At 72.3% G+C, this 17,021-nt stretch carries 16 protein-coding genes; 6 read left to right on the top strand and 10 right to left on the bottom strand.

Going from position 1 to position 17,021, the window contains the following annotated elements; genetic code table 11:
- Positions 1-35: 35 nt before the first annotated feature.
- Positions 36-1,208 (bottom strand): beta-1,3-glucanase family protein, encoded by a 1,173-nt coding sequence (locus AC5WRL_RS00080; protein ID WP_496086113.1) that lies wholly within the window; start codon positions 1,206-1,208, stop codon positions 36-38.
- 222 nt (positions 1,209-1,430) lie between these two features.
- Here AC5WRL_RS00080 and AC5WRL_RS00075 point away from each other — a divergent pair, with 222 nt between their 5' ends.
- Positions 1,431-2,465 (top strand): LacI family DNA-binding transcriptional regulator, encoded by a 1,035-nt coding sequence (locus AC5WRL_RS00075; protein ID WP_496086112.1) that lies wholly within the window; start codon positions 1,431-1,433, stop codon positions 2,463-2,465.
- A 3-nt stretch (positions 2,466-2,468) separates the two neighbouring features.
- On the opposite strand, the gene AC5WRL_RS00070 is transcribed toward AC5WRL_RS00075, so the two are convergent.
- Complete coding sequence (locus AC5WRL_RS00070) at positions 2,469-2,747, bottom strand: hypothetical protein (RefSeq protein ID WP_496086111.1); 279 nt, start codon at positions 2,745-2,747, stop codon at positions 2,469-2,471.
- 228 nt (positions 2,748-2,975) lie between these two features.
- Here AC5WRL_RS00070 and AC5WRL_RS00065 point away from each other — a divergent pair, with 228 nt between their 5' ends.
- Positions 2,976-3,779 carry a GntR family transcriptional regulator gene (locus AC5WRL_RS00065; protein WP_496086110.1) on the top strand — a complete coding sequence of 268 codons (804 nt, stop codon included), beginning with the start codon at positions 2,976-2,978 and terminating at the stop codon, positions 3,777-3,779.
- Between the two features lie 21 nt (positions 3,780-3,800).
- Here AC5WRL_RS00065 and AC5WRL_RS00060 read toward each other — a convergent pair whose 3' ends face one another.
- The 5 genes from AC5WRL_RS00060 to AC5WRL_RS00040 form a co-directional block, all read right to left on the bottom strand.
- Complete coding sequence (locus AC5WRL_RS00060; RefSeq protein ID WP_496086109.1) at positions 3,801-4,907, bottom strand: glycosyltransferase family 4 protein; 1,107 nt, start codon at positions 4,905-4,907, stop codon at positions 3,801-3,803.
- Positions 4,908-5,025: 118 nt separating this feature from the next.
- The gene (gene recN, locus AC5WRL_RS00055; protein ID WP_496086108.1) at positions 5,026-6,813 is read right to left on the bottom strand and encodes a DNA repair protein RecN; all 1,788 of its coding nucleotides are present in this window, start codon (positions 6,811-6,813) and stop codon (positions 5,026-5,028) included.
- A gap of 41 nt (positions 6,814-6,854) precedes the next feature.
- Positions 6,855-7,775, bottom strand: coding sequence for an NAD kinase (locus tag AC5WRL_RS00050; protein ID WP_496086107.1), 921 nt, complete (start codon positions 7,773-7,775; stop codon positions 6,855-6,857).
- Positions 7,772-8,647 (bottom strand): TlyA family RNA methyltransferase, encoded by an 876-nt coding sequence (locus AC5WRL_RS00045; RefSeq protein ID WP_496086106.1) that lies wholly within the window; start codon positions 8,645-8,647, stop codon positions 7,772-7,774. Before AC5WRL_RS00045 ends, AC5WRL_RS00050 begins: the two co-directional genes overlap by 4 nt.
- On the bottom strand, positions 8,604-8,921 hold the full coding sequence (locus tag AC5WRL_RS00040; RefSeq protein ID WP_496086105.1) for a hypothetical protein: 318 nt from the start codon (positions 8,919-8,921) through the stop codon (positions 8,604-8,606). The genes AC5WRL_RS00045 and AC5WRL_RS00040 overlap by 44 nt, the downstream gene beginning before the upstream one ends.
- Positions 8,922-9,376: 455 nt before the next feature.
- Between AC5WRL_RS00040 and AC5WRL_RS00035 the strand changes: the two genes are divergently transcribed.
- Entirely contained in the window at positions 9,377-10,222 is an 846-nt protein-coding gene (locus AC5WRL_RS00035) for a siderophore-interacting protein (protein ID WP_496086104.1), read from the top strand.
- A 55-nt stretch (positions 10,223-10,277) separates the two neighbouring features.
- On the opposite strand, the gene AC5WRL_RS00030 is transcribed toward AC5WRL_RS00035, so the two are convergent.
- On the bottom strand, positions 10,278-11,345 hold the full coding sequence (locus tag AC5WRL_RS00030) for an HAD hydrolase-like protein (RefSeq protein ID WP_496086103.1): 1,068 nt from the start codon (positions 11,343-11,345) through the stop codon (positions 10,278-10,280).
- Between the two features lie 78 nt (positions 11,346-11,423).
- Between AC5WRL_RS00030 and AC5WRL_RS00025 the strand changes: the two genes are divergently transcribed.
- From AC5WRL_RS00025 to AC5WRL_RS00015, 3 genes are read left to right on the top strand one after another with little or no spacing between them, the layout of a single operon-like run.
- Positions 11,424-12,740 carry a DUF1015 family protein gene (locus tag AC5WRL_RS00025; protein WP_496086102.1) on the top strand — a complete coding sequence of 439 codons (1,317 nt, stop codon included), beginning with the start codon at positions 11,424-11,426 and terminating at the stop codon, positions 12,738-12,740.
- 48 nt (positions 12,741-12,788) lie between these two features.
- Positions 12,789-13,373, top strand: a complete 585-nt coding sequence (locus AC5WRL_RS00020) for a GNAT family N-acetyltransferase (RefSeq protein WP_496086101.1) — start codon at positions 12,789-12,791, stop codon at positions 13,371-13,373.
- Positions 13,374-13,388: 15 nt separating this feature from the next.
- Positions 13,389-15,215, top strand: coding sequence for an IucA/IucC family protein (locus AC5WRL_RS00015; protein WP_496086100.1), 1,827 nt, complete (start codon positions 13,389-13,391; stop codon positions 15,213-15,215).
- Between the two features lie 75 nt (positions 15,216-15,290).
- Here the strand turns inward: AC5WRL_RS00015 and AC5WRL_RS00010 are convergent, their stop codons facing one another.
- Both AC5WRL_RS00010 and AC5WRL_RS00005 read right to left on the bottom strand, forming a co-directional pair.
- Positions 15,291-15,995, bottom strand: coding sequence for a tetratricopeptide repeat protein (locus AC5WRL_RS00010; protein WP_496086776.1), 705 nt, complete (start codon positions 15,993-15,995; stop codon positions 15,291-15,293).
- Positions 15,974-16,885, bottom strand: coding sequence for a hypothetical protein (locus AC5WRL_RS00005; protein ID WP_496086807.1), 912 nt, complete (start codon positions 16,883-16,885; stop codon positions 15,974-15,976). The genes AC5WRL_RS00010 and AC5WRL_RS00005 overlap by 22 nt, the downstream gene beginning before the upstream one ends.
- Positions 16,886-17,021 lie beyond the last annotated feature (136 nt).

The raw sequence follows: 17,021 nt of genomic DNA, 5'->3' as shown, positions 1-17,021 counted from the left end.
TTCGGGGCGGCCACCGGCGTTTTACCGGGGATGGATCAGAACGGGCTGAGCGTCAGGGTGAACTGCCGCGGCGCGTGGTCCTGGATGTAGGAGGCGAAGTCCGCCACGTCGTCGAAGGCGAAGCCGTAGGCCCGGCCGTCCACGGTGGCGTTGTGCAGCGCCTTGGCGTAGTGGTGGGTGACATCGCCCTGGTAGAAGGCGGCGGCGTTGGTCACCGGCTGCTCGCGGTGGCTGAGCGCGGTGGTGCGGTTGAGCGCGGCGCCCAGGATCGCGGCGACCGGGCCCCGTACCCCGTCGTTGGGGGCGTGCAGCGCGCCGTCGCAGAACAGCACATCGCGGGTGGTGGGCCGGTCGAACGCCACCTGGCCCGGCCCGTTGAAGACCAGCCGGCCGCCGCTGGCCCGCCCGGTGAAGTAGCCCAGGTTGGTGCGGATGTTCAGCTGATTGCCCTCGCCCCAGACCTGGTTGATGTACGAGTCGAAGTACGTCCGGGAGAAGCGTCCGGCGTCCAGACCGTGGCTGGGGGCGAGCACCCGGCGGTCCCCGATCACCAGCGGGGCGAACGCGGGGTTGCGGCCCACCTCGGTGAACACCTGCTGCCGGCCACCGGGCTTGAGCGCACCGGCCGACTGGTCGGCGTTGCCCTGGAGCCGGACGTCCATGGGCACGCTGAACATGTCGACCATGGTGACGTTGCAGAACATGCCGTCCGCGTTGTACGTGAACTCCGCGCAGTCGTGCAGCACCGGGTAGTTGGGGTCGGACTCCACCCAGCCGGCCGGGTAGGCGAGCGCGGGGACGCCGTTGCCGTCCAGTACCGCCTTGAACTTGAGCTTGGCGCCGAGCGCGGCGTAGATCCGGCCCGACATGTACGGCAGCTGGATGGTGGTCGAGCCGGAGGAGGCCAGCGAGATGGCGTAGTCGGTGAAGCCGTCCGCGCCGTTGTCACCGAGCTGGATCGGGGCCAGCGTGCCCTGCGGGGTGAGCCGTACCTGACGGCCCTCCACATTGCCGACGATGTAGATGTAGATGGAACTGTTGTTCCAGTTGCCGGTGTTGTTGACGATGGTGACCGGGAGGGTGGCGGCGGAGGTGTTCACGCTGCCCGGGTCCTCATTGCCGAACGCCTGGCTGGCCAGCAGCCCGGCGGCCGGCACGGCGATCGCACCGGCGGCGGCGCCCTTGAGCAGGTTTCTGCGGGTAACCATCGGGATCACACCTCACCGATCTGAACGGAAACATGGTCGACAAGCAGTGAACAGCCGGACTTTTTCATGCTCATGACAGTGCGCATCTTCCTTGTGGGGGTGCGGCGTTGCATCGGACGGATCCCGTGGGGGGAGTCAATGAGAGCGCTCTCAGAGCGCCTCCCAGCACACTGCCGGGACCGGACGGTACGGTCAAGGGCCAGCGACTTAAGAGGACCCTAAGTGCCAGAACGCCACCCCACACTCGAAGCCGTCGCCGCTCACGCCGGTGTTTCGCGGGCCACCGTCTCCCGGGTGGTCAATGGCACCCCCAACGTACGGGCGGAGTTGCGGGAGCGCGTCCAGCGGTCGGTGGCGGAGTTGGGGTACGTCCCCAACAGCGCGGCCCGCTCGCTGGTCACCCGCCGTACGGGGGCGGTGGGCGTGGTGATAGCGGAGCCGGAGTCGCGGGTCTTCGCCGACCCGTTCTTCGCACAGCAGTTGCGCGGCATCGGCCGCGAACTCGCCGACCACGACACCCAGCTGCTGCTGATGCTCGTGGAACACCCCGGTGACGACGACCGGATCGGCCGCTATCTGGCCGGCGGCCACGTGGACGGCGTGCTGATGTTCTCGCTGCGCGACACCGATCCGCTGCCGGCGCTGGCGCGGGCCTCCGGGCTGCCCACGGTCTTCGGCGGGCGCCCCGGCTGGCCGGGCGCGGGGACCGACCCGACGCTCCTGTACGTCGACACCGACAACCGCGACGGCGCGCGGCAGGCCGTGGACCACCTGCTGGCGCGCGGGCGGCGCCGGATCGCCGTCATCACCGGCCCGCTGGACCAGACGGCCGCCCAGGACCGGCTCGCGGGCTATCTGGACGCGCTGGGCCGTACGACACCGGACCCGGCGCTGCTGGCGCACGGCGATTTCACGGCGCGGGCCGGGGAGTCGGCGATGGCGCGACTGCTGGAGCGCTCCCCCGGCCTGGACGCGGTCTTCGCGGGCAACGACCTGATGGCCACGGGCGCGCTGCGCACTCTGCGCCGCAACGGTCTGCGGGTGCCGCGGGATGTGGCGGTGGCCGGCTACGACGACCTGGAGCCGGCCGCCTGGGCCGAGCCCGCCCTGACCACGGTCCGTCAGGACGTCCAGCTGATGGGCCGCCTGATGGCCCAGCTCCTGCTCCGCCAGCTGGCCCCCGCCCCGACCCCGGCGGCCACCCCGCTGGCCCCGATCGTGACCCCGGCCGAACTGGTGGTACGGGCCTCGACGTAGGGCTCAGCGGTAATGCCGGTAGACGGGGAGGTAGTCGGGCCCGTCACACCAGTCGGCGATGTCCTCCTCGGCGAGGAGCGAGGTGACGACGGCCTCCACCTCGGCGGGCCTGAGGTCGGCCCGCCGGGCGATCTCCTGGTGGCTGGCTCCGCGCTCATGCGCGCGGAGGACGGCGAGATCACGGTCGGCGGTGGCGTCGTCGACGACGTGGCTGAGCCGCTGGACGCGGTCGAGGTAGTAGGCGGCCTCTGTCGGGCTGGCGGGGATGATGCCCTCGGTCATGGTGATCCGCCCTTCGGATGTCGGGGAAATATGTCGTTGCGGGACCCGCTCGGCTCCGGAAGCGGGCGCGGCGGAATCAGGCCATTGGGATCCACCGAGACATAGGTGCTATCACCTATTTCGTAGCATGATGATGCCCTCGGCGAGCTTGCGCGTCAAGGAGTACCTGCTAGCACTTAGTGTTGACGATGCAAACGTCAGAGCGAGAACGAGAGGGGCTGTCTCCGCATGGCACAGACGGCGGAAGAGATCGCGAACCAGCTACGGGAGCTGATTCATAACGGAGCTGTGGCACCTGGTGAGCGGCTGCCGACCATGGAGGCCCTGGCGGCGGAGCACGGCGTGTCCCGGCAGACCGCACGGCAGGCGCTGAACCAGCTCAAGGCCGAAGGTCTGGTGGAGTACAAGGGCGGGCGGGCCGGGACCTTCGTGCGGGATCGTCCCCGCACCCGGATGGTGCGGTCCCGGGGCATGGAGCGGGACCACCTCGGCTACTACTCCGGCAGCAATGTCCAGCACTGGCGCATGGTCGCGGGCACTCAGACCGAGGTGACCACCGCCCCCGTGCCGCCGGACATCGCGGAGCTACTCGGCATCGGTGCGGGAGAGCCCGTCGTCGTACGCAAACGGCTCAACGGCGACCCGGACGACGAGCGGTTCCGGCAGCTCACCGACAGCTGGCTGCATCCCGCCGTCGTGGCCGAACTGCCCGTCCTGGCAGGGGATACCGGGCTCGGCGGGATCTATGACCGCATCGAGGAGTGGACGGGAGCACCGATCTCCTGGGAGGAGGAGGTCACCGCTGCGACGCCCAGCCCGTCCGATGTCGCGGCGCTGCTGCTGCCGCCCGGCGTTCCGCTGCTGCGGGTGATCCGAACCTCGAAGGTCCGGGTCGAGGGGACGATCCTGATCGCCGAGGTCAATGACATCCGCATGTCCGGGGAACTGTTCAGCGTCAAGTACCCGATGTCCCGGCAGGGCGCGGCGAAATGGCCAGTGACCCCGGCAACCGCTGACTACTACCAGGATTAAGAGGCCCTGCCCCGCCAAAGGCTACTTCTTGCCGGACAGTTCGTCGTAGACGCTCAGGACCTGGGCCACCGTCGTGTCCTCCGTCGGCCAGGAGCGGGCCCGGGCCCGGCCCGCCAGGGTCAGGGCGGCGCGGTGGTCGGGGTTGGCCAGCAGGGTGCGCACCGCCGCGGTCAGGGCGGCGACCTCCCCGTAGGGGACCAGCACCGCCGCGTCGCCCACCAGCTCGGGTACGCCGCCGACCGCCGTCGCCACCAGCGGGACCCCGCCGCGCAGCGCTGCCTGTGCCAGCTCGGGCCGCGCCTCCCAGCGCGGCGCGGCGAGCGCCACATCGGCGACCGGCAGCAGCCGCCGTACGTCCTGGGTGCGGTCCAGCAGCCGCACCGGCAGGCCCTCACGTTCGATGCGGCGCTGCCAGAGCCCGCGCTGCGGTCCGTCCCCCGCCATCACCAGCAGCGGCTGGGGGTCCAGGCGGCGCCAGCCGCGTGCGGCGGCCAGCAGCATCTCGTGGCCCTGTTCGGCGATCAGCAGCGGCCGGTCGACCACGCCCAGTTCGGCCCGTACCTTGTGCGGCTCGTTCTCCGCGCGTTCCCCGCGCCTGGCGCGCTGTGCCGGCAGCGCCACCGGCGCGAGCCGGGCGTCGCGCGCCCCGCGCCGCCGCGCCCGTGCCACCAGGTCCGAGGTGGCGCCGAGCACCACCGAGGCGGCACGCGCCACCCAGCGTTCGGTCAGCCGGCGCAGCCGCTCGCGTACGCCCTGGTCCGCCGGGCGGGCGTGCCAGGTCACCACCAGCGGCACGGACCGCCTGTGCAGCGCCAGCGCGGCGACAAGACCGGCCCGCATCCCGTGGGCGTGCACCAGGTCGGCGTCGCAGCAGATCTCCCGCAGGGTCCGTACGGCGTCGGCCTGCGCCCGTACCGGAACCGGGATGAACCGGGCGCCGGTGCCGCCGAAGTCGTAGCGGCGCTCCGCGTACTGGGAGGCGCACACGGTCACCCGCACGCCCCGGGCGTCGAGCCCGGCCGCCAGTGAGCGCACATGCGCGCCCGTGCCGGCGCTGCCTCCGCCGAGCAGCTGCACCACGTGCAGCTGTGGGGCCTGTCCGGCCGCTGGCGGTGGCACGACGGGCATGGCCGACACGCTCCTCTCCTCGACTGTGTGCTGGGTCACTTCGCGGTCACTCACCACGCGGGGCGTCCAGAATGCCAGTTGGCGGCGGCATCGCGGTAGCGCGCGCCACTCTCATGGACTACCGGCCGCGGCCGAGCCGGGCGGCGGTGGCCAACAGTTCCTCGGCGTGCGCGCGGGCCAGCGCGGAGTCCTCCTGCCCCGCCAGCATCCGGGACAACTCCCGTACTCTGCCTTCCCCGTGGACGGACTGCACGCCACTGCGGGTGACCGATCCGTCGCTGGTCTTCTCCACCACCAGATGCCGGTCGGCGAAGGCCGCGACCTGTGGCAGATGTGTGACGACCACCACCTGTGCGGAGTCCGCCAGCCGGGCCAGTCTGCGGCCGATCTCGACGGCGGCCTTGCCGCCGACCCCGGCGTCCACCTCGTCGAAGAGGTACGTGGGCACGGGGGTGGTGCCGGCGAAGACCACCTCGATGGCCAGCATCACCCGGGACAGCTCACCGCCGGAGGCGCCCTTGGCGATGGGCCGGGCGGTGGCGCCGGGGTGCGGGGCGAGCAGCAGCTCGATCTCGTCAACGCCGTGCGGGCCGTACGCCACCGGCCGGCCGCCCACCTCGATGCCCTCGTCGGGCTGCGCGGTCTCGGTGTGCCGCAGCGCCACCTCGATGCGGGCGTGCGCCATCGCCAGCTGGGTCAGCTCCTCGGTGACGGCCTCCCCGAACCGCTTGGCGGCCTCCGCCCGCGCCTCGCTCAGGGCCTGTGCCAGCACGCTCAGCTCGGCGCGCAGCTCGTCCCGCTCGGCGGTCAGCTCGCCGATCCGCTCGTCGTCGCCCTCCAGCTCGGCGAGCCGGGCGGCGCTGCCCTCGGCCCACACCAGCAGGGCCGAGCAGCCGTCGCCGGCCGCCGCCTCCTCGGGGCCGCCGCCGTACTTGCGGATCAGATGGCCCAGGATGGCGCGCCGCTCCTCCACGGCGGCCAGCCGCAGCGGGTCGGCGTCCAGGCCGTCCGCGTAGGAGGCGAGTTCGCCGGCCACGTCCGAGAGCAGGATGTGTACTTCGGCGAGCCGGTCGGCGAGTTCGGCCAGCTCCTGGTCGTGGCCGCGGACCGTTTCGAGGGCCCGGTGCGCGCCGCCGACCAGCACCCCGGCGTCCACCCCGGCCGGGTCGGCGGGATCGCCGGCCAGCGCGCCGTGCGCGGCGGCGGCGGCCGAGGCGAGTGCCTCCGCGTGCCCGAGCCGGGCGGCTTCGGCGGCGAGTTCGCCGTCCTCGCCGGGGCGTGGCTCGGCGGCGGCGATCTCCTCCAGGCCGAAGCGCAGCAGGTCGGCTTCCTGGATCCGCTCACGGGCCAGGGTGGTCAGCTCGGTGAGTTCGGCGGCGACATCGCGCAGCCGCCGGTACGCCTCGCGGTAGCCAGCCAGGGGTACGGCGACGGCCTCGCCCGCGTACCGGTCGAGCGCCTCGCGCTGCCGGGCGGGGCGCAGCAGTCCCTGCTGGTCGGTCTGGCCGTGGACGGCGACGAGTTCGTCGGCCAGTTCGGTGAGCAGTCCGGCGGGTACGGTCCGGCCGCCGACGTACGCCCGGGAGCGTCCCTCGGCGGAGACGGTGCGGCTGATCAGCAGCGCGCCCTCGTCGAGTTCGGCGCCGGCCTCCTCCGCGCGGTGGGCGGCCGGGGCGCCGGGTGGCAGGCTGATGCGGCCCTCCACCAGGGCCGTGGCGGCGCCGGCGCGCACCAGCGCGGCGTCCGCCCGGCCGCCGAGCAGCAGGCCCAGACTGGTGACGACCATGGTCTTGCCGGCGCCGGTCTCACCGGTCACGGCGGTGAATCCGGTGGACAGTTCGACGATCGCGTCGTCGATCACGCCCAGGTCCTTGATCCGCATCTCCTCCAACACGGATACGACCATACGAGGTCATCGGGTGCTGTGGCGACGCCCGGGGTCGAACATTAGTGCGGAGCGCCGCGCCATCCGGCCACCGGGAGGGCGAACTTGGCCACCAGCCGATCGGTGAACGGGGCCCGGTGCAGCCGCGCCAGCCGGACCGGCACCAGTCCGCGCCGCACCTCCACCCGCGCCCCGGCGGGCAGTTCGACCGTACGCCGCCCGTCGCACCACAGCACCCCTGGCCCGCTGTCCGGCCGCACCTCCACCGCGAGCACCGAGCCGGGCGCGGTGACCAGCGGCTTCGCGAACAGCGCGTGCGCGCTGATCGGCACCATCAGCAGCGCCTCCACCTCCGGCCACACCACCGGGCCGCCGGCCGAGAAGGCGTACGCCGTGGAACCGGTCGGAGTGGCACACACCACCCCATCCCCGCCGAAGCCGGACACCGGGCGGCCGTCCACCTCGATGACCACCTCCAGCAGCCGCTCCCGGGCCGCCTTCTCCACCGACGCCTCGTTCAGCGCCCAGTCCCGGTGGATGACCTCGCCGTCGTCGCTGACCAGCACATCGAGGGTCATCCGCTCCTCGACCTCGTACGCGCGGCTGACCACCCGGTCCACCACCTGGTCCAGATCGTCCCGCTCCGCCTCGGCGAGAAACCCGACCCGGCCCAGATTCACCCCGAGCATCGGCACCCCCGACGCCCGCGCGAACTCCGCGCCGCGCAGCAGGGTGCCGTCCCCGCCGAGCACGATCAGCAGCTCACAGCCATCGGCCACCCCGGGCCCGGGCTCCACCCACTCCACCCGGTCGTCGTAGGAGCCGTGCCCCGGCATCGGCAGATCGGCGGCCTCCTCGGCCAGCACCCGTACCCCCACCCCGTGCGCCAGCAGCCCGCGCACCACGAGTTCGGCGCTGCGCACGGCGGCCGGCCGGCCGGTGTGGGCGAGCAGGAAGACGGTACGCGGGGTGGTCTCGGTCACTGGGGCCCTTCCGTCACGGCGCGTTCGACATCGGCGGGGTCGAGTGCGGGTGCGCCGGCGCGCAACCACAGGAAGTATTCGACGTTGCCCGAGGGTCCGGGCAACGGGCTGGCGGTGACGCCCCGTACGCCGAGCCCCAGCTCCGCCGCCCGCGCCGCGACGGCGGTGACCGCCTCGGCGCGCAGCTGCGGGCTGCGGACGACACCTCCGCTGCCGAGCCGCTCCTTGCCGACCTCGAACTGCGGTTTGACCATCAGCACCAGATCGGCGTCGGGCGCGGCGCAGCCGATCAGGGCGGGCAGCACCAGTCCCAGGGGGATGAACGACAGATCACCGACGATCAGTTCCGCCGGCTGCCCGCCAATCTGTTCGAGCGTCATCTCCCGTACGTTAGTCCGGTCCTGTACGGTGACGCGCTCGTCCGCCTGGAGCGACCAGGCGAGCTGGCCGTACCCCACATCCACGGCGATCACCTGGGCGGCGCCGGCCCGCAGCAGCACGTCGGTGAACCCGCCGGTGGAGGCCCCGGCGTCCAGCGCGCGCCGGCCCGCCACCCGCAGTCCGAGCGGGGTGAAGACGGCCAGCGCGCCGGCGAGTTTGTGGCCGCCGCGCGAGACATAGCCGGGGTCATCGGCGTCCTCGCGCACCACCAGGGCCGCGCTGGTGGCGACCTGGGTGGCGGGCTTGGCGGCCACCATCCCGTCGACCGACACCCGGCCGTCCTCGATCAGCGTCCTGGCGTGCTCGCGCGAACGGGCGAGCTTGCGCCGCACCAGTTCGGCGTCGAGACGGGACAGACGTCGGCGGGTCGCAGCGGCCACGGGTGGTTCAGCTCCTGGGGGTGGGGGTGACGGGATCGGGTTGCGGGACATCGAGCGCGGCCAGCGTGGCACGCAGCCCGCGGTGAACATCCTCGTACACCTCCCCATGAGCGCCGACGGCGAGGTGATCGGCGTCGGCCAGCCGCTCCAGCGCGGCGTCCACCTCCGGATGCCCGGTGCCGGTGACCGCGATCCCCAGCGGTCGCGGCCCGTCCTCCCCCGGCGCCCCGACCGGCTCGGGCTGAGGCTCCGCCTCGGTCTCGGTCTCGGGCTCGGGCTCGGGCTCGGGCGACGGGGACGTGGGCATGCGCGTCGGGTCATCCATGCGCCCGACGCTACCGCCAACCCACCGCCGAACCCCGTCACACCGCCCGCGGATCCGCCCCGCCCGGCCTTCGGTGTACGGCGGCCACCGCAGCCGGCCACCCACCGCTCACCCTCGCGGTGAGCACCCCCGCCGACGACTGCCGGTCCGCGAAGCCCACCGGGCGACCGGATCGGCGGACACCGGCGGCAGCCACCCCGGCACATCGGCTCCCGGCAGCACCACGACCCACAGCGCCGCCGGCGCACTCGGCGGCCCCGTGGAAGCCCCCGTGGTCACCCGACACTCCCCCCGGCGACCCTCACACCGAACAAAGAGTTAGGTTAGCCTAACCTCCGTTCCGGCTTTCCGAGAGACCAGGCACCCCCTCCATGACCATGTCCCGAACCCCGCTCCCGTCCCGCCACCGCCCGCTCGGCTGAACCCCGACAGACCGAACGAAAGGACACGACACCATGACCGCCGCGCCCTTCGAATTCTTCGATCTCCAGGTACTGCGGACGACCCGGCTCAGCCCCGGCTTCACCCGGGTCACCCTCGGTGGCGACCGGCTCAACCGGTTCGCCAGCGGAGGCCGGGACCAGCGCTTCAAACTCTTCCTGCCCCAGCCGGGGCGGCACGAGGTCGCCATCCCCCGGGACGCGGGACACGCCTGGTGGCCGGCCTGGCAGCAGATGGACCCGACCGAACGCGGCATCATGCGCACCTACACGGCCCGCGAACAGCGCCGTGGTCCCGACGAACTGGACATCGACTTCGCCCTGCACGGCGAAGACGGCGGCCCGGCCTCCCGCTGGGCCGCGAACGCCGCCCCCGGTGACGCCGTCGCCATCCTCGGCCCGCTCGAAGAGGACAACGCGGCCGTCGACTTCCGCCCGCCGCCCGAGGCCGAGTGGATGCTCATCACCGGCGACGAAACCGCACTGCCCGCCGTCGCCGGCATCCTCGACTGGCTGCCCCCCGGCACCCCCGCCAAGGTCTGGCTGGAGGTCGCCCACCCCGAGGACCGCCAGGAACTCGCCACCAAGGCCGACGCCGACATCACCTGGATCATCCGCGACCGGGCCGGCGCCACCCTGCTGGAGTCGGTACGCGCCACCCACCTGCCCGCCGGCCACCCCTACGCGTGGATCGCCGGCGAAGCCGGTTCGGTGCGCACCCTGCGCCGCCACCTCGTCAACGACCGGGGCATCGACCGCAAGAACATCAAGTTCACCGGCTACTGGCGCAAGGGCACCACCGAGGACGACCTGATCGCCCAGATCTCCACCGCCCCGGCCACCCCGGAGGAGACCGACTGACCCGGGCGGTCCGGTACGGGCCCGCCACACCCGTACCGGACCGCCCGTCACCCGCTCACCGTTCCCGCTCCAGCATCCCGGCCAGCCCGGCCGGCAGCTCCAGCGCGCAACTGCCCTCCCCCGCCGCCGTCCAGGCCGCCGCACACAGCGCCCGCAGCGCGTCCACCGGTTCCCCGGCCCCGGTCAGCTCCAGCGCATGCCCGCCGGCCACCGCCCGCCACCCCCCGCAGCCGAAGCCGGCGCCCGAGCCGCCCGCCGCGACCACCGCCGGCTGCGCCACCAGCAACCCCCGCAGATCCGCCGCCACGAACGTCGGCCGATGCTCGGGCCGCGCCGCCACCAGCCCCGCCGCGTCCGTCACCCCGGTCAGCACCAGCAGTGAGTCCACACCCCCGTTGAACGCCCCCTCGATATCCGTGTCGAGCCGGTCCCCCACCACCAACGGCCGCTCCGCACCGGTGCGCAGAATCGTTTCCCGGTGCATCGGCGGCAGCGGCTTCCCCGCCACCACCGGCGCCACCCGCCCCCCGGACCCGATCCGTACGACCTCCACCGCCGCGCCATTGCCCGGCACGATGCCCCGCCCGCTCGGAATCGTCAGATCCGTGTTCGACGCGAACCACGGCAGCCCCCGGTTCACCGCCAGCGTCGCCTCCGCCAGCGCCCCCCACGGCAGTTCAGGACCCCCGTACCCCTGCACCACCGCCGCCGGATCGTCGTCCGCCGACGCCACCGGTTCGAGCCCGCGCTCGGCCAGCGCCACCCGCAGCCCCGCACCCCCCACACACAGCACCCGCGCCCCGGCCGGCAGCCGCTCCGCGATCACCCGCGCCACCGCCTGCGCCGAGGTCACCACTTCGGCCGCCTCGGCCGGCACCCCCAGCTCCGTCAGATGCGCGGCCACCGTCTCCGGCGTACGGGAGGCGTTGTTGGTGACATACGCCAGCCGCATCCCGCCCTCCCGCGCCGTCCGCAGCGAGTCCACCGCGTGGGGCAGCGCATGGCCGCCCGCGTACACCACTCCGTCCAGATCGAGCAGCGCCGTGTCGTACGCCGTGAACAGCGCGCGCTCACTGCCCGCCGGGCTCGTCCGGATCTTCGTCTCACACCTGTCATCAGCCATAACATCTTCGATCATGCCGCACCTTTGGCCATCGCCCCCATCTGCCCCGGAGCGGGGCAATCGGCATAGCATGCGCGGATGGCTCCCGACGTCCCCGCCGGCCCCACCGGGCTGGACCTCGCCCCCTTCCGGGGACTGCGCTACGCCCCCGGCCGCGTCAGCGACCCGGCCGCGGTCACCTCACCCCCGTACGACGTGGTGGTCCGCCCCGACGGACTCCACCGGCTGGAGACCGCCGACCCGCACAACGTCGTCCGGCTGATCCTCCCGCAGGCCACCGACCCCGCCGAGGGCCACCGCCGCGCCGCCCAGACCCTCGCCCGCTGGCGTGCCGACGGCGTCCTCACCCAGGACTCGCGCCCCGCCCTGTACGTGTACGAGCAGCACGGCCCGGCCATCAGCAGGCAGCGCGGAGTGATCGGCGCCCTGCGGCTGACCGAACCCGGCGCCGGCGTCGTCCTGCCGCACGAGGACGTCATGCCGGACGTCGTCGCCGACCGCACCGCGCTCACCCGCGCCACCGGCGCCAACCTCGAACCCCTGCTGCTCTCCTACCGGGCCCCCGACCCCGACGAGGCCGACGCCGTCATCGAGGAGACCGTCCGCGGCACCCCGCTGCTCGCCACCCGCACCGCGGACGGCATCGAGCACCGGCTGTGGGCCGTCACCGAACCGGCCGCCATCACCCGGCTGCGCACCGCCCTGCACCGCCATCACGCGCTGATCGCGGACGGCCACCATCGCTGGGCCACCTCGCTGCGGCTACGCGCCGAACACCACGGCCGGCCCCCCTGGGACCGCGCCCTGGTGCTGCTGGTCAACACCGCCCGCCACCCGCTGCGGGTCCAGGCCATCCACCGGGTACTCCCCGAACTCTCCGCCGAACGGGCGCTGGAGCGGGTACGGGACACCGCCGCCTTCCGGGTCCGCCGCCTCACCACGCCGCCCGGCGATGCCCTGGACACCCTGCACGCCACCGAGGGCACCGCCTTCCTGCTGGCCGGCCGGGCCCCCGGTGTCTTCCATCTGCTGGACCGTCCCGACCCGGCCCTGCTGGACCGTACGATCCCGGCCGACCGCCCGGCCGTCTGGCGCACCCTGGACGCGACCGTCCTGCACGCCACCCTGTTCGACGCCCTGTGGGGCGTCCCCGACCGGGCGGGCAGCATCCGCTATCTGCACGACACCACCGCCGCCCTCGCCCAGGCCCAACACACCGGTGGCAGCGCGGTACTGCTGCGCCCGGTCGCCGAGGACACCGTGCGCGCCCTGGCCGAGGCGGGCGTCATGATGCCGCGCAAGTCCACGTCGTTCGGCCCCAAACCCGCCTCGGGGCTGGTCCTGCGCCCTCTGGAGGAGGGGCCGGAAGAGGGGCCCATTGCCCCAGAAAATTAGGTTAGGCTAACCTCACTTCCGAGTTGCCCCATCGCACCCGGGAGCCGCATGAGCACCGCCCTCTTCACCAGAACCGACGAACTCCTCGGCGAGTTCACCGTCCGCGCCATCGACCCCGCCGCCGACACCCCGCTGCTGCACAGCTGGCTCACCCACCCCAAATCGGCCTTCTGGCTCATGCAGAACGCCACCGAGGACCAGGTGCGCCGCTACTTCGAAGCCATCGACAGGGCCCACACCCAGCACGCCTACCTCGGGCTGCACAACGGAAACCCTGCCTTCATCGCCGAACGGTACGACCCGGCCGACGAGCCGGTCGGCAAGGTCTACCCCGTCCGAGCGGGCGACGTGGGCATGCATTTCCTCACCGCCCCCACCGACACCCCCCTGCACGGCTTCACCCTCGCCGTGATCACCACCGTCATGGAACTGCTCTTCGCCGACCCCGCCACCCACCGCGTCGTCGTCGAACCCGACGCCCGCAACCACCCCGTCCACGCGCTCAACACCGCCGTGGGCTTCTCGGTCGCCGCCACCGTCGAACTGCCCGGCAAACAGGCCCTGCTGAGTTTCTGCACCCGCGACCAGTACCTGGCAGCCGCCCTCCGGCAGCACCCGGCAGCCACCGACTAAGGAGCACCTCCAGCCATGCACCCCCAGGCCCCCCAGAACCCCCACCAGGCCGTCGCCCACCTCACCCCCGAGCTGTGGGACCGCGCCGGCCGGCAGCTGATACGCAAGGCCCTCGCCGAGTTCTCCCACGAGCGGCTGCTCACCCCCACCGAAGACCCGGCCCACCCCGGCCACTACACCGTCCCCACCGACGACGGCACCATCACCTACCGCTTCACCGCCCGCCGCCGCGCCCTGGACCACTGGCAGATCGACGCCGACAGCATCACCCGCCACCACCACGACGGCACCCCCCTCCCCCTCTCCCCCCTCGACTTCTTCCTCGAACTGCGCACCGCGCTCAGCCTGAGCGACACCATCCTCCCGGTCTACCTGGAGGAGATCAGCAGTACCCTGGCCGGCACCGCCTACAAACTGGCCGGCGAACTCACCACCGACCCGGCCACCCGCCGCCCCACCGCCACCGAACTGGCCCGCGCCGACTTCCAGACCATCGAAGCCGGCATGACCGAGGGCCACCCCTGCTTCGTCGCCAACAACGGCCGACTCGGCTTCGACGCGACCGAATACCACGCGTACGCCCCCGAGACCGGCAGCCCCGTCCAACTGATCTGGCTGGCCGCCCGCCGCGACCTCACCACCTTCTCGGCCGCCACCGGCCTCGACTACGACCGGCTGATCGCCACCGAACTCTCCCCGGCCACCCTGGACACCTTCGCCGCCCGCCTCGCCGAACTCGGCCTGGACCTCGCAGACCACCGGCTCATCCCCGTCCACCCCTGGCAGTGGTGGAACCGCATCTCCGTCACCTTCGCCGCCGAGGTCGCCCAGCGCCACCTCATCTTCCTGGGCCCCGGCGAGGACACCTACCGCGCCCAGCAGTCGATCCGCACCTTCTTCAACACCAGCTCCCCCGACAAGCACTACGTCAAGACCGCCCTGTCCGTCCTCAACATGGGCTTCCTGCGCGGCCTCTCCGCCGCCTACATGGAAGTGACCCCCGCCATCAACGACTGGCTGCACCGCTTGGTCGCCGAGGACCCCCGACTGCGCGCCCTGGGCTTCACCATCCTGCGCGAACGCGCCGCCATCGGCTACCACCACCCCCAGTACGAGGCAGTCGCCGGCAAGGGCTCCCCGTACCTGAAAATGCTGGCCGCCCTGTGGCGGGAGAGCCCGATACCGTCCCTGGAACCGGGACAGCGGCTCGCCACCATGGCCTCACTGCTGCACGTGGACGCGCACGGCGACTCCCTCGCCGCCACCCTCATCAAGGACTCCGGCCTGCCCCCCGCGGAATGGCTGCGCCGCTATCTGGACGCCTACCTCGCCCCACTGCTGCACTGCTTCTACCAGTACGGCCTGGTCTACATGCCGCACGGCGAGAACGTCATCCTGGTGCTGCGCGACGGTGTCCCCGAGCGCGCCATCATGAAGGACATCGCGGAGGAGATCGCGGTCTTCGACCCGGAGACCCCGCTCCCCGCCGGCATCGAACGCATCCGGGTCGAGGTCCCGGAGGAGGAGAAGCCGCTGTCCATCTTCACCGATGTCTTCGACTGTTTCCTCCGCTTCCTCAACGGCATCCTGGCGGAGGCCGGAGTTCTCACTGAGGACGACTTCTGGCGGACGGTCGCCGAGTGCGTCACCGACTACCAGAGTCTGCACCCCGAACTGACCGACAAATTCAAGCAGCACGACCTCTTCACCGAGACCTTCGCGCTGTCCTGCCTGAACCGCCTCCAGCTGCGCAACAACCAGCAGATGGTCGACCTCGAAGACCCCTCGGCGGCGCTCCAGTTCATCGGCACCCTGGACAACCCGATCGCGAAATTCGGCTGACCTGGACCGAACACGCCGAAGCGGCGGAAGGGAACGAACCCTCCCGCCGCTTCGCCTTTTCGCCTTTTCGTCTACTCAGTCCTCGTCATCGTCGAGGTCGGGGTCGAGCGCGTCGACGAACTCCACCCCGTCCAGCTCGGCCAGCCGGTCCGAGGCATTGGTGACCCCGCCGGCGTCCGCGTCCAGCGTCTTCGCGAACCAGTCCCGGGCCTCCGCCTCACGCCCGACCGCCAGCAGCGCGTCGGCGTACGCGTAGCGCAACCTGGCGACCCACGGCTGAGTGGAGCTGGAATTCAGCTCCGGGCTCTGCAAGGTCACCACGGCGGCCTCGGCCTCGCCCATGTCCCGCCGGGCCCCGGCCGCGACCAGCCGCATCTCGACCTGACCGGCCTTGTCCAGCCGCCGCACCTCCGGCTCACCGGCCATCGCCAGTGCCCGCTCCGGCCGCCCGAGACCACGCTCGCAGTCGGCCATCACCGGCCACAGATGATCCGCACCGGACATCCGCCGGGCCGCCCGGAACTCGGCGAGCGCCTCGGCGTACTTCTCCACGGAGTACGAGGCGAACCCGGCCGCCTCCCGCACCGCGGCCACCCGGGAGGCCAACCGCAACGCCACCCGCGAGTACGCGTACGCGCGCTCGGGGTCCTCGTCCAGCAGCTGAGCACACATCACCAGGTTCCGCGCCACGTCGGTGGCGAGGGTCTTGGGCAGGCTCATCAGCTCCTGACGCACCGAGGGGTCGATCTCGGCCCCGGTCACATCGTCAGGAATCGACAGCCGCCGAGGCGCCGGCCCCCGGCTCCCCCGGTCATCCCGCCGGAAGCCACCACCACGCCGGTCATCACGGCGATCATCACGCCCACGGTAACCAGCACCCCCACTGCTCCGGCCACCCCGGTCACGGTCATCGCGCCGGAACGGGGGACGGTCGCCATCACGGCGCGGACGATCGTCCCGGCGGTCATCACGTCGGAACGCAGGCCGGTCCCCGTCGCGACGCGGACGCTCATCACGCCGATCGTTCTGCCGGAACGGAGGCCGCTCGCCATCGCGACGCGGACGATCGTCACGACGGTCATCGCGCCGGAACGCCGGCCGGTCCCCGTCGCGACGCGGACGCTCATCACGCTTGAACGCAGGCCGGTCGTCACGTCGATCGTCACGCCGGAACGGGGGCCGGTCGCCATCACGGCGCGGGCGATCGTCACGACGGTCATCACGCCGGAACGCCGGCCGCTCACCGTCCCGGCGAGGCCGGTCATCGCGCCGATCGTCCCGCTTGAACGCAGGACGCTCATCACGTCGATCGTCACGGCGGAACGCAGGCCGGTCGTCACGTCGATCGTCACGGCGGAACGCAGGACGGTCCCCATCACGGCGCGGACGATCGTCACGACGGTCATCACGCCGGAACGCCGGCCGCTCACCGTCCCGGCGAGGCCGGTCATCGCGCCGATCGTCCCGCTTGAACGCAGGACGGTCATCACGCCGTTCATCACGGCGGAACGCAGGACGGTCCCCATCACGGCGCGGACGATCGTCACGACGGAACGGGGGCCGATCCCCGTCACGACGCGGAGCGTCGTCCCGGCGGGGGCGGTCACGGTCGTCCCGACGCTGGTCAGGCCGGAACGCCGGCCGGTCACCATCACGACGGGGCCGGTCATCACGCCGGGGTCCACGCCTCTCAGATCGGTCCTCGGGTGAATACGACATGGGGTACGACTCCTGTTCCTACGGGCAATAAAAAAGACCGGTTGGTCTCTCAGCAAGTGTGCTGAAAGACCAACCGGTCTTCTAAAG

Source organism: Streptomyces sp. NTD107, from assembly GCF_059510435.1.
The sequence above is the reverse complement of the archived record's forward strand: the minus strand, read 5'-3'. Positions and strand labels throughout refer to the sequence as shown.

Bases quoted from the DNA above. Each gene is read 5' to 3' on its own strand.
- AC5WRL_RS00080 (WP_496086113.1), bottom strand. From the start codon at position 1,208: ATGGTTACCCGCAGAAACCTGCTCAAGGGCGCCGCCGCCGGTGCGATC.
- AC5WRL_RS00070 (WP_496086111.1), bottom strand. From the start codon at position 2,747: ATGACCGAGGGCATCATCCCCGCCAGCCCGACAGAGGCCGCCTACTAC.
- AC5WRL_RS00065 (WP_496086110.1), top strand. From the start codon at position 2,976: ATGGCACAGACGGCGGAAGAGATCGCGAACCAGCTACGGGAGCTGATT.
- AC5WRL_RS00060 (WP_496086109.1), bottom strand. From the start codon at position 4,907: ATGCCCGTCGTGCCACCGCCAGCGGCCGGACAGGCCCCACAGCTGCAC.
- recN (WP_496086108.1), bottom strand. From the start codon at position 6,813: ATGGTCGTATCCGTGTTGGAGGAGATGCGGATCAAGGACCTGGGCGTG.
- AC5WRL_RS00045 (WP_496086106.1), bottom strand. From the start codon at position 8,647: ATGTCCCGCAACCCGATCCCGTCACCCCCACCCCCAGGAGCTGAACCA.
- AC5WRL_RS00040 (WP_496086105.1), bottom strand. From the start codon at position 8,921: ATGGATGACCCGACGCGCATGCCCACGTCCCCGTCGCCCGAGCCCGAG.
- AC5WRL_RS00035 (WP_496086104.1), top strand. From the start codon at position 9,377: ATGACCGCCGCGCCCTTCGAATTCTTCGATCTCCAGGTACTGCGGACG.
- AC5WRL_RS00030 (WP_496086103.1), bottom strand. From the start codon at position 11,345: ATGGCTGATGACAGGTGTGAGACGAAGATCCGGACGAGCCCGGCGGGC.
- AC5WRL_RS00025 (WP_496086102.1), top strand. From the start codon at position 11,424: ATGGCTCCCGACGTCCCCGCCGGCCCCACCGGGCTGGACCTCGCCCCC.
- AC5WRL_RS00020 (WP_496086101.1), top strand. From the start codon at position 12,789: ATGAGCACCGCCCTCTTCACCAGAACCGACGAACTCCTCGGCGAGTTC.
- AC5WRL_RS00015 (WP_496086100.1), top strand. From the start codon at position 13,389: ATGCACCCCCAGGCCCCCCAGAACCCCCACCAGGCCGTCGCCCACCTC.
- AC5WRL_RS00005 (WP_496086807.1), bottom strand. From the start codon at position 16,885: ATGACCGGCCCCGTCGTGATGGTGACCGGCCGGCGTTCCGGCCTGACC.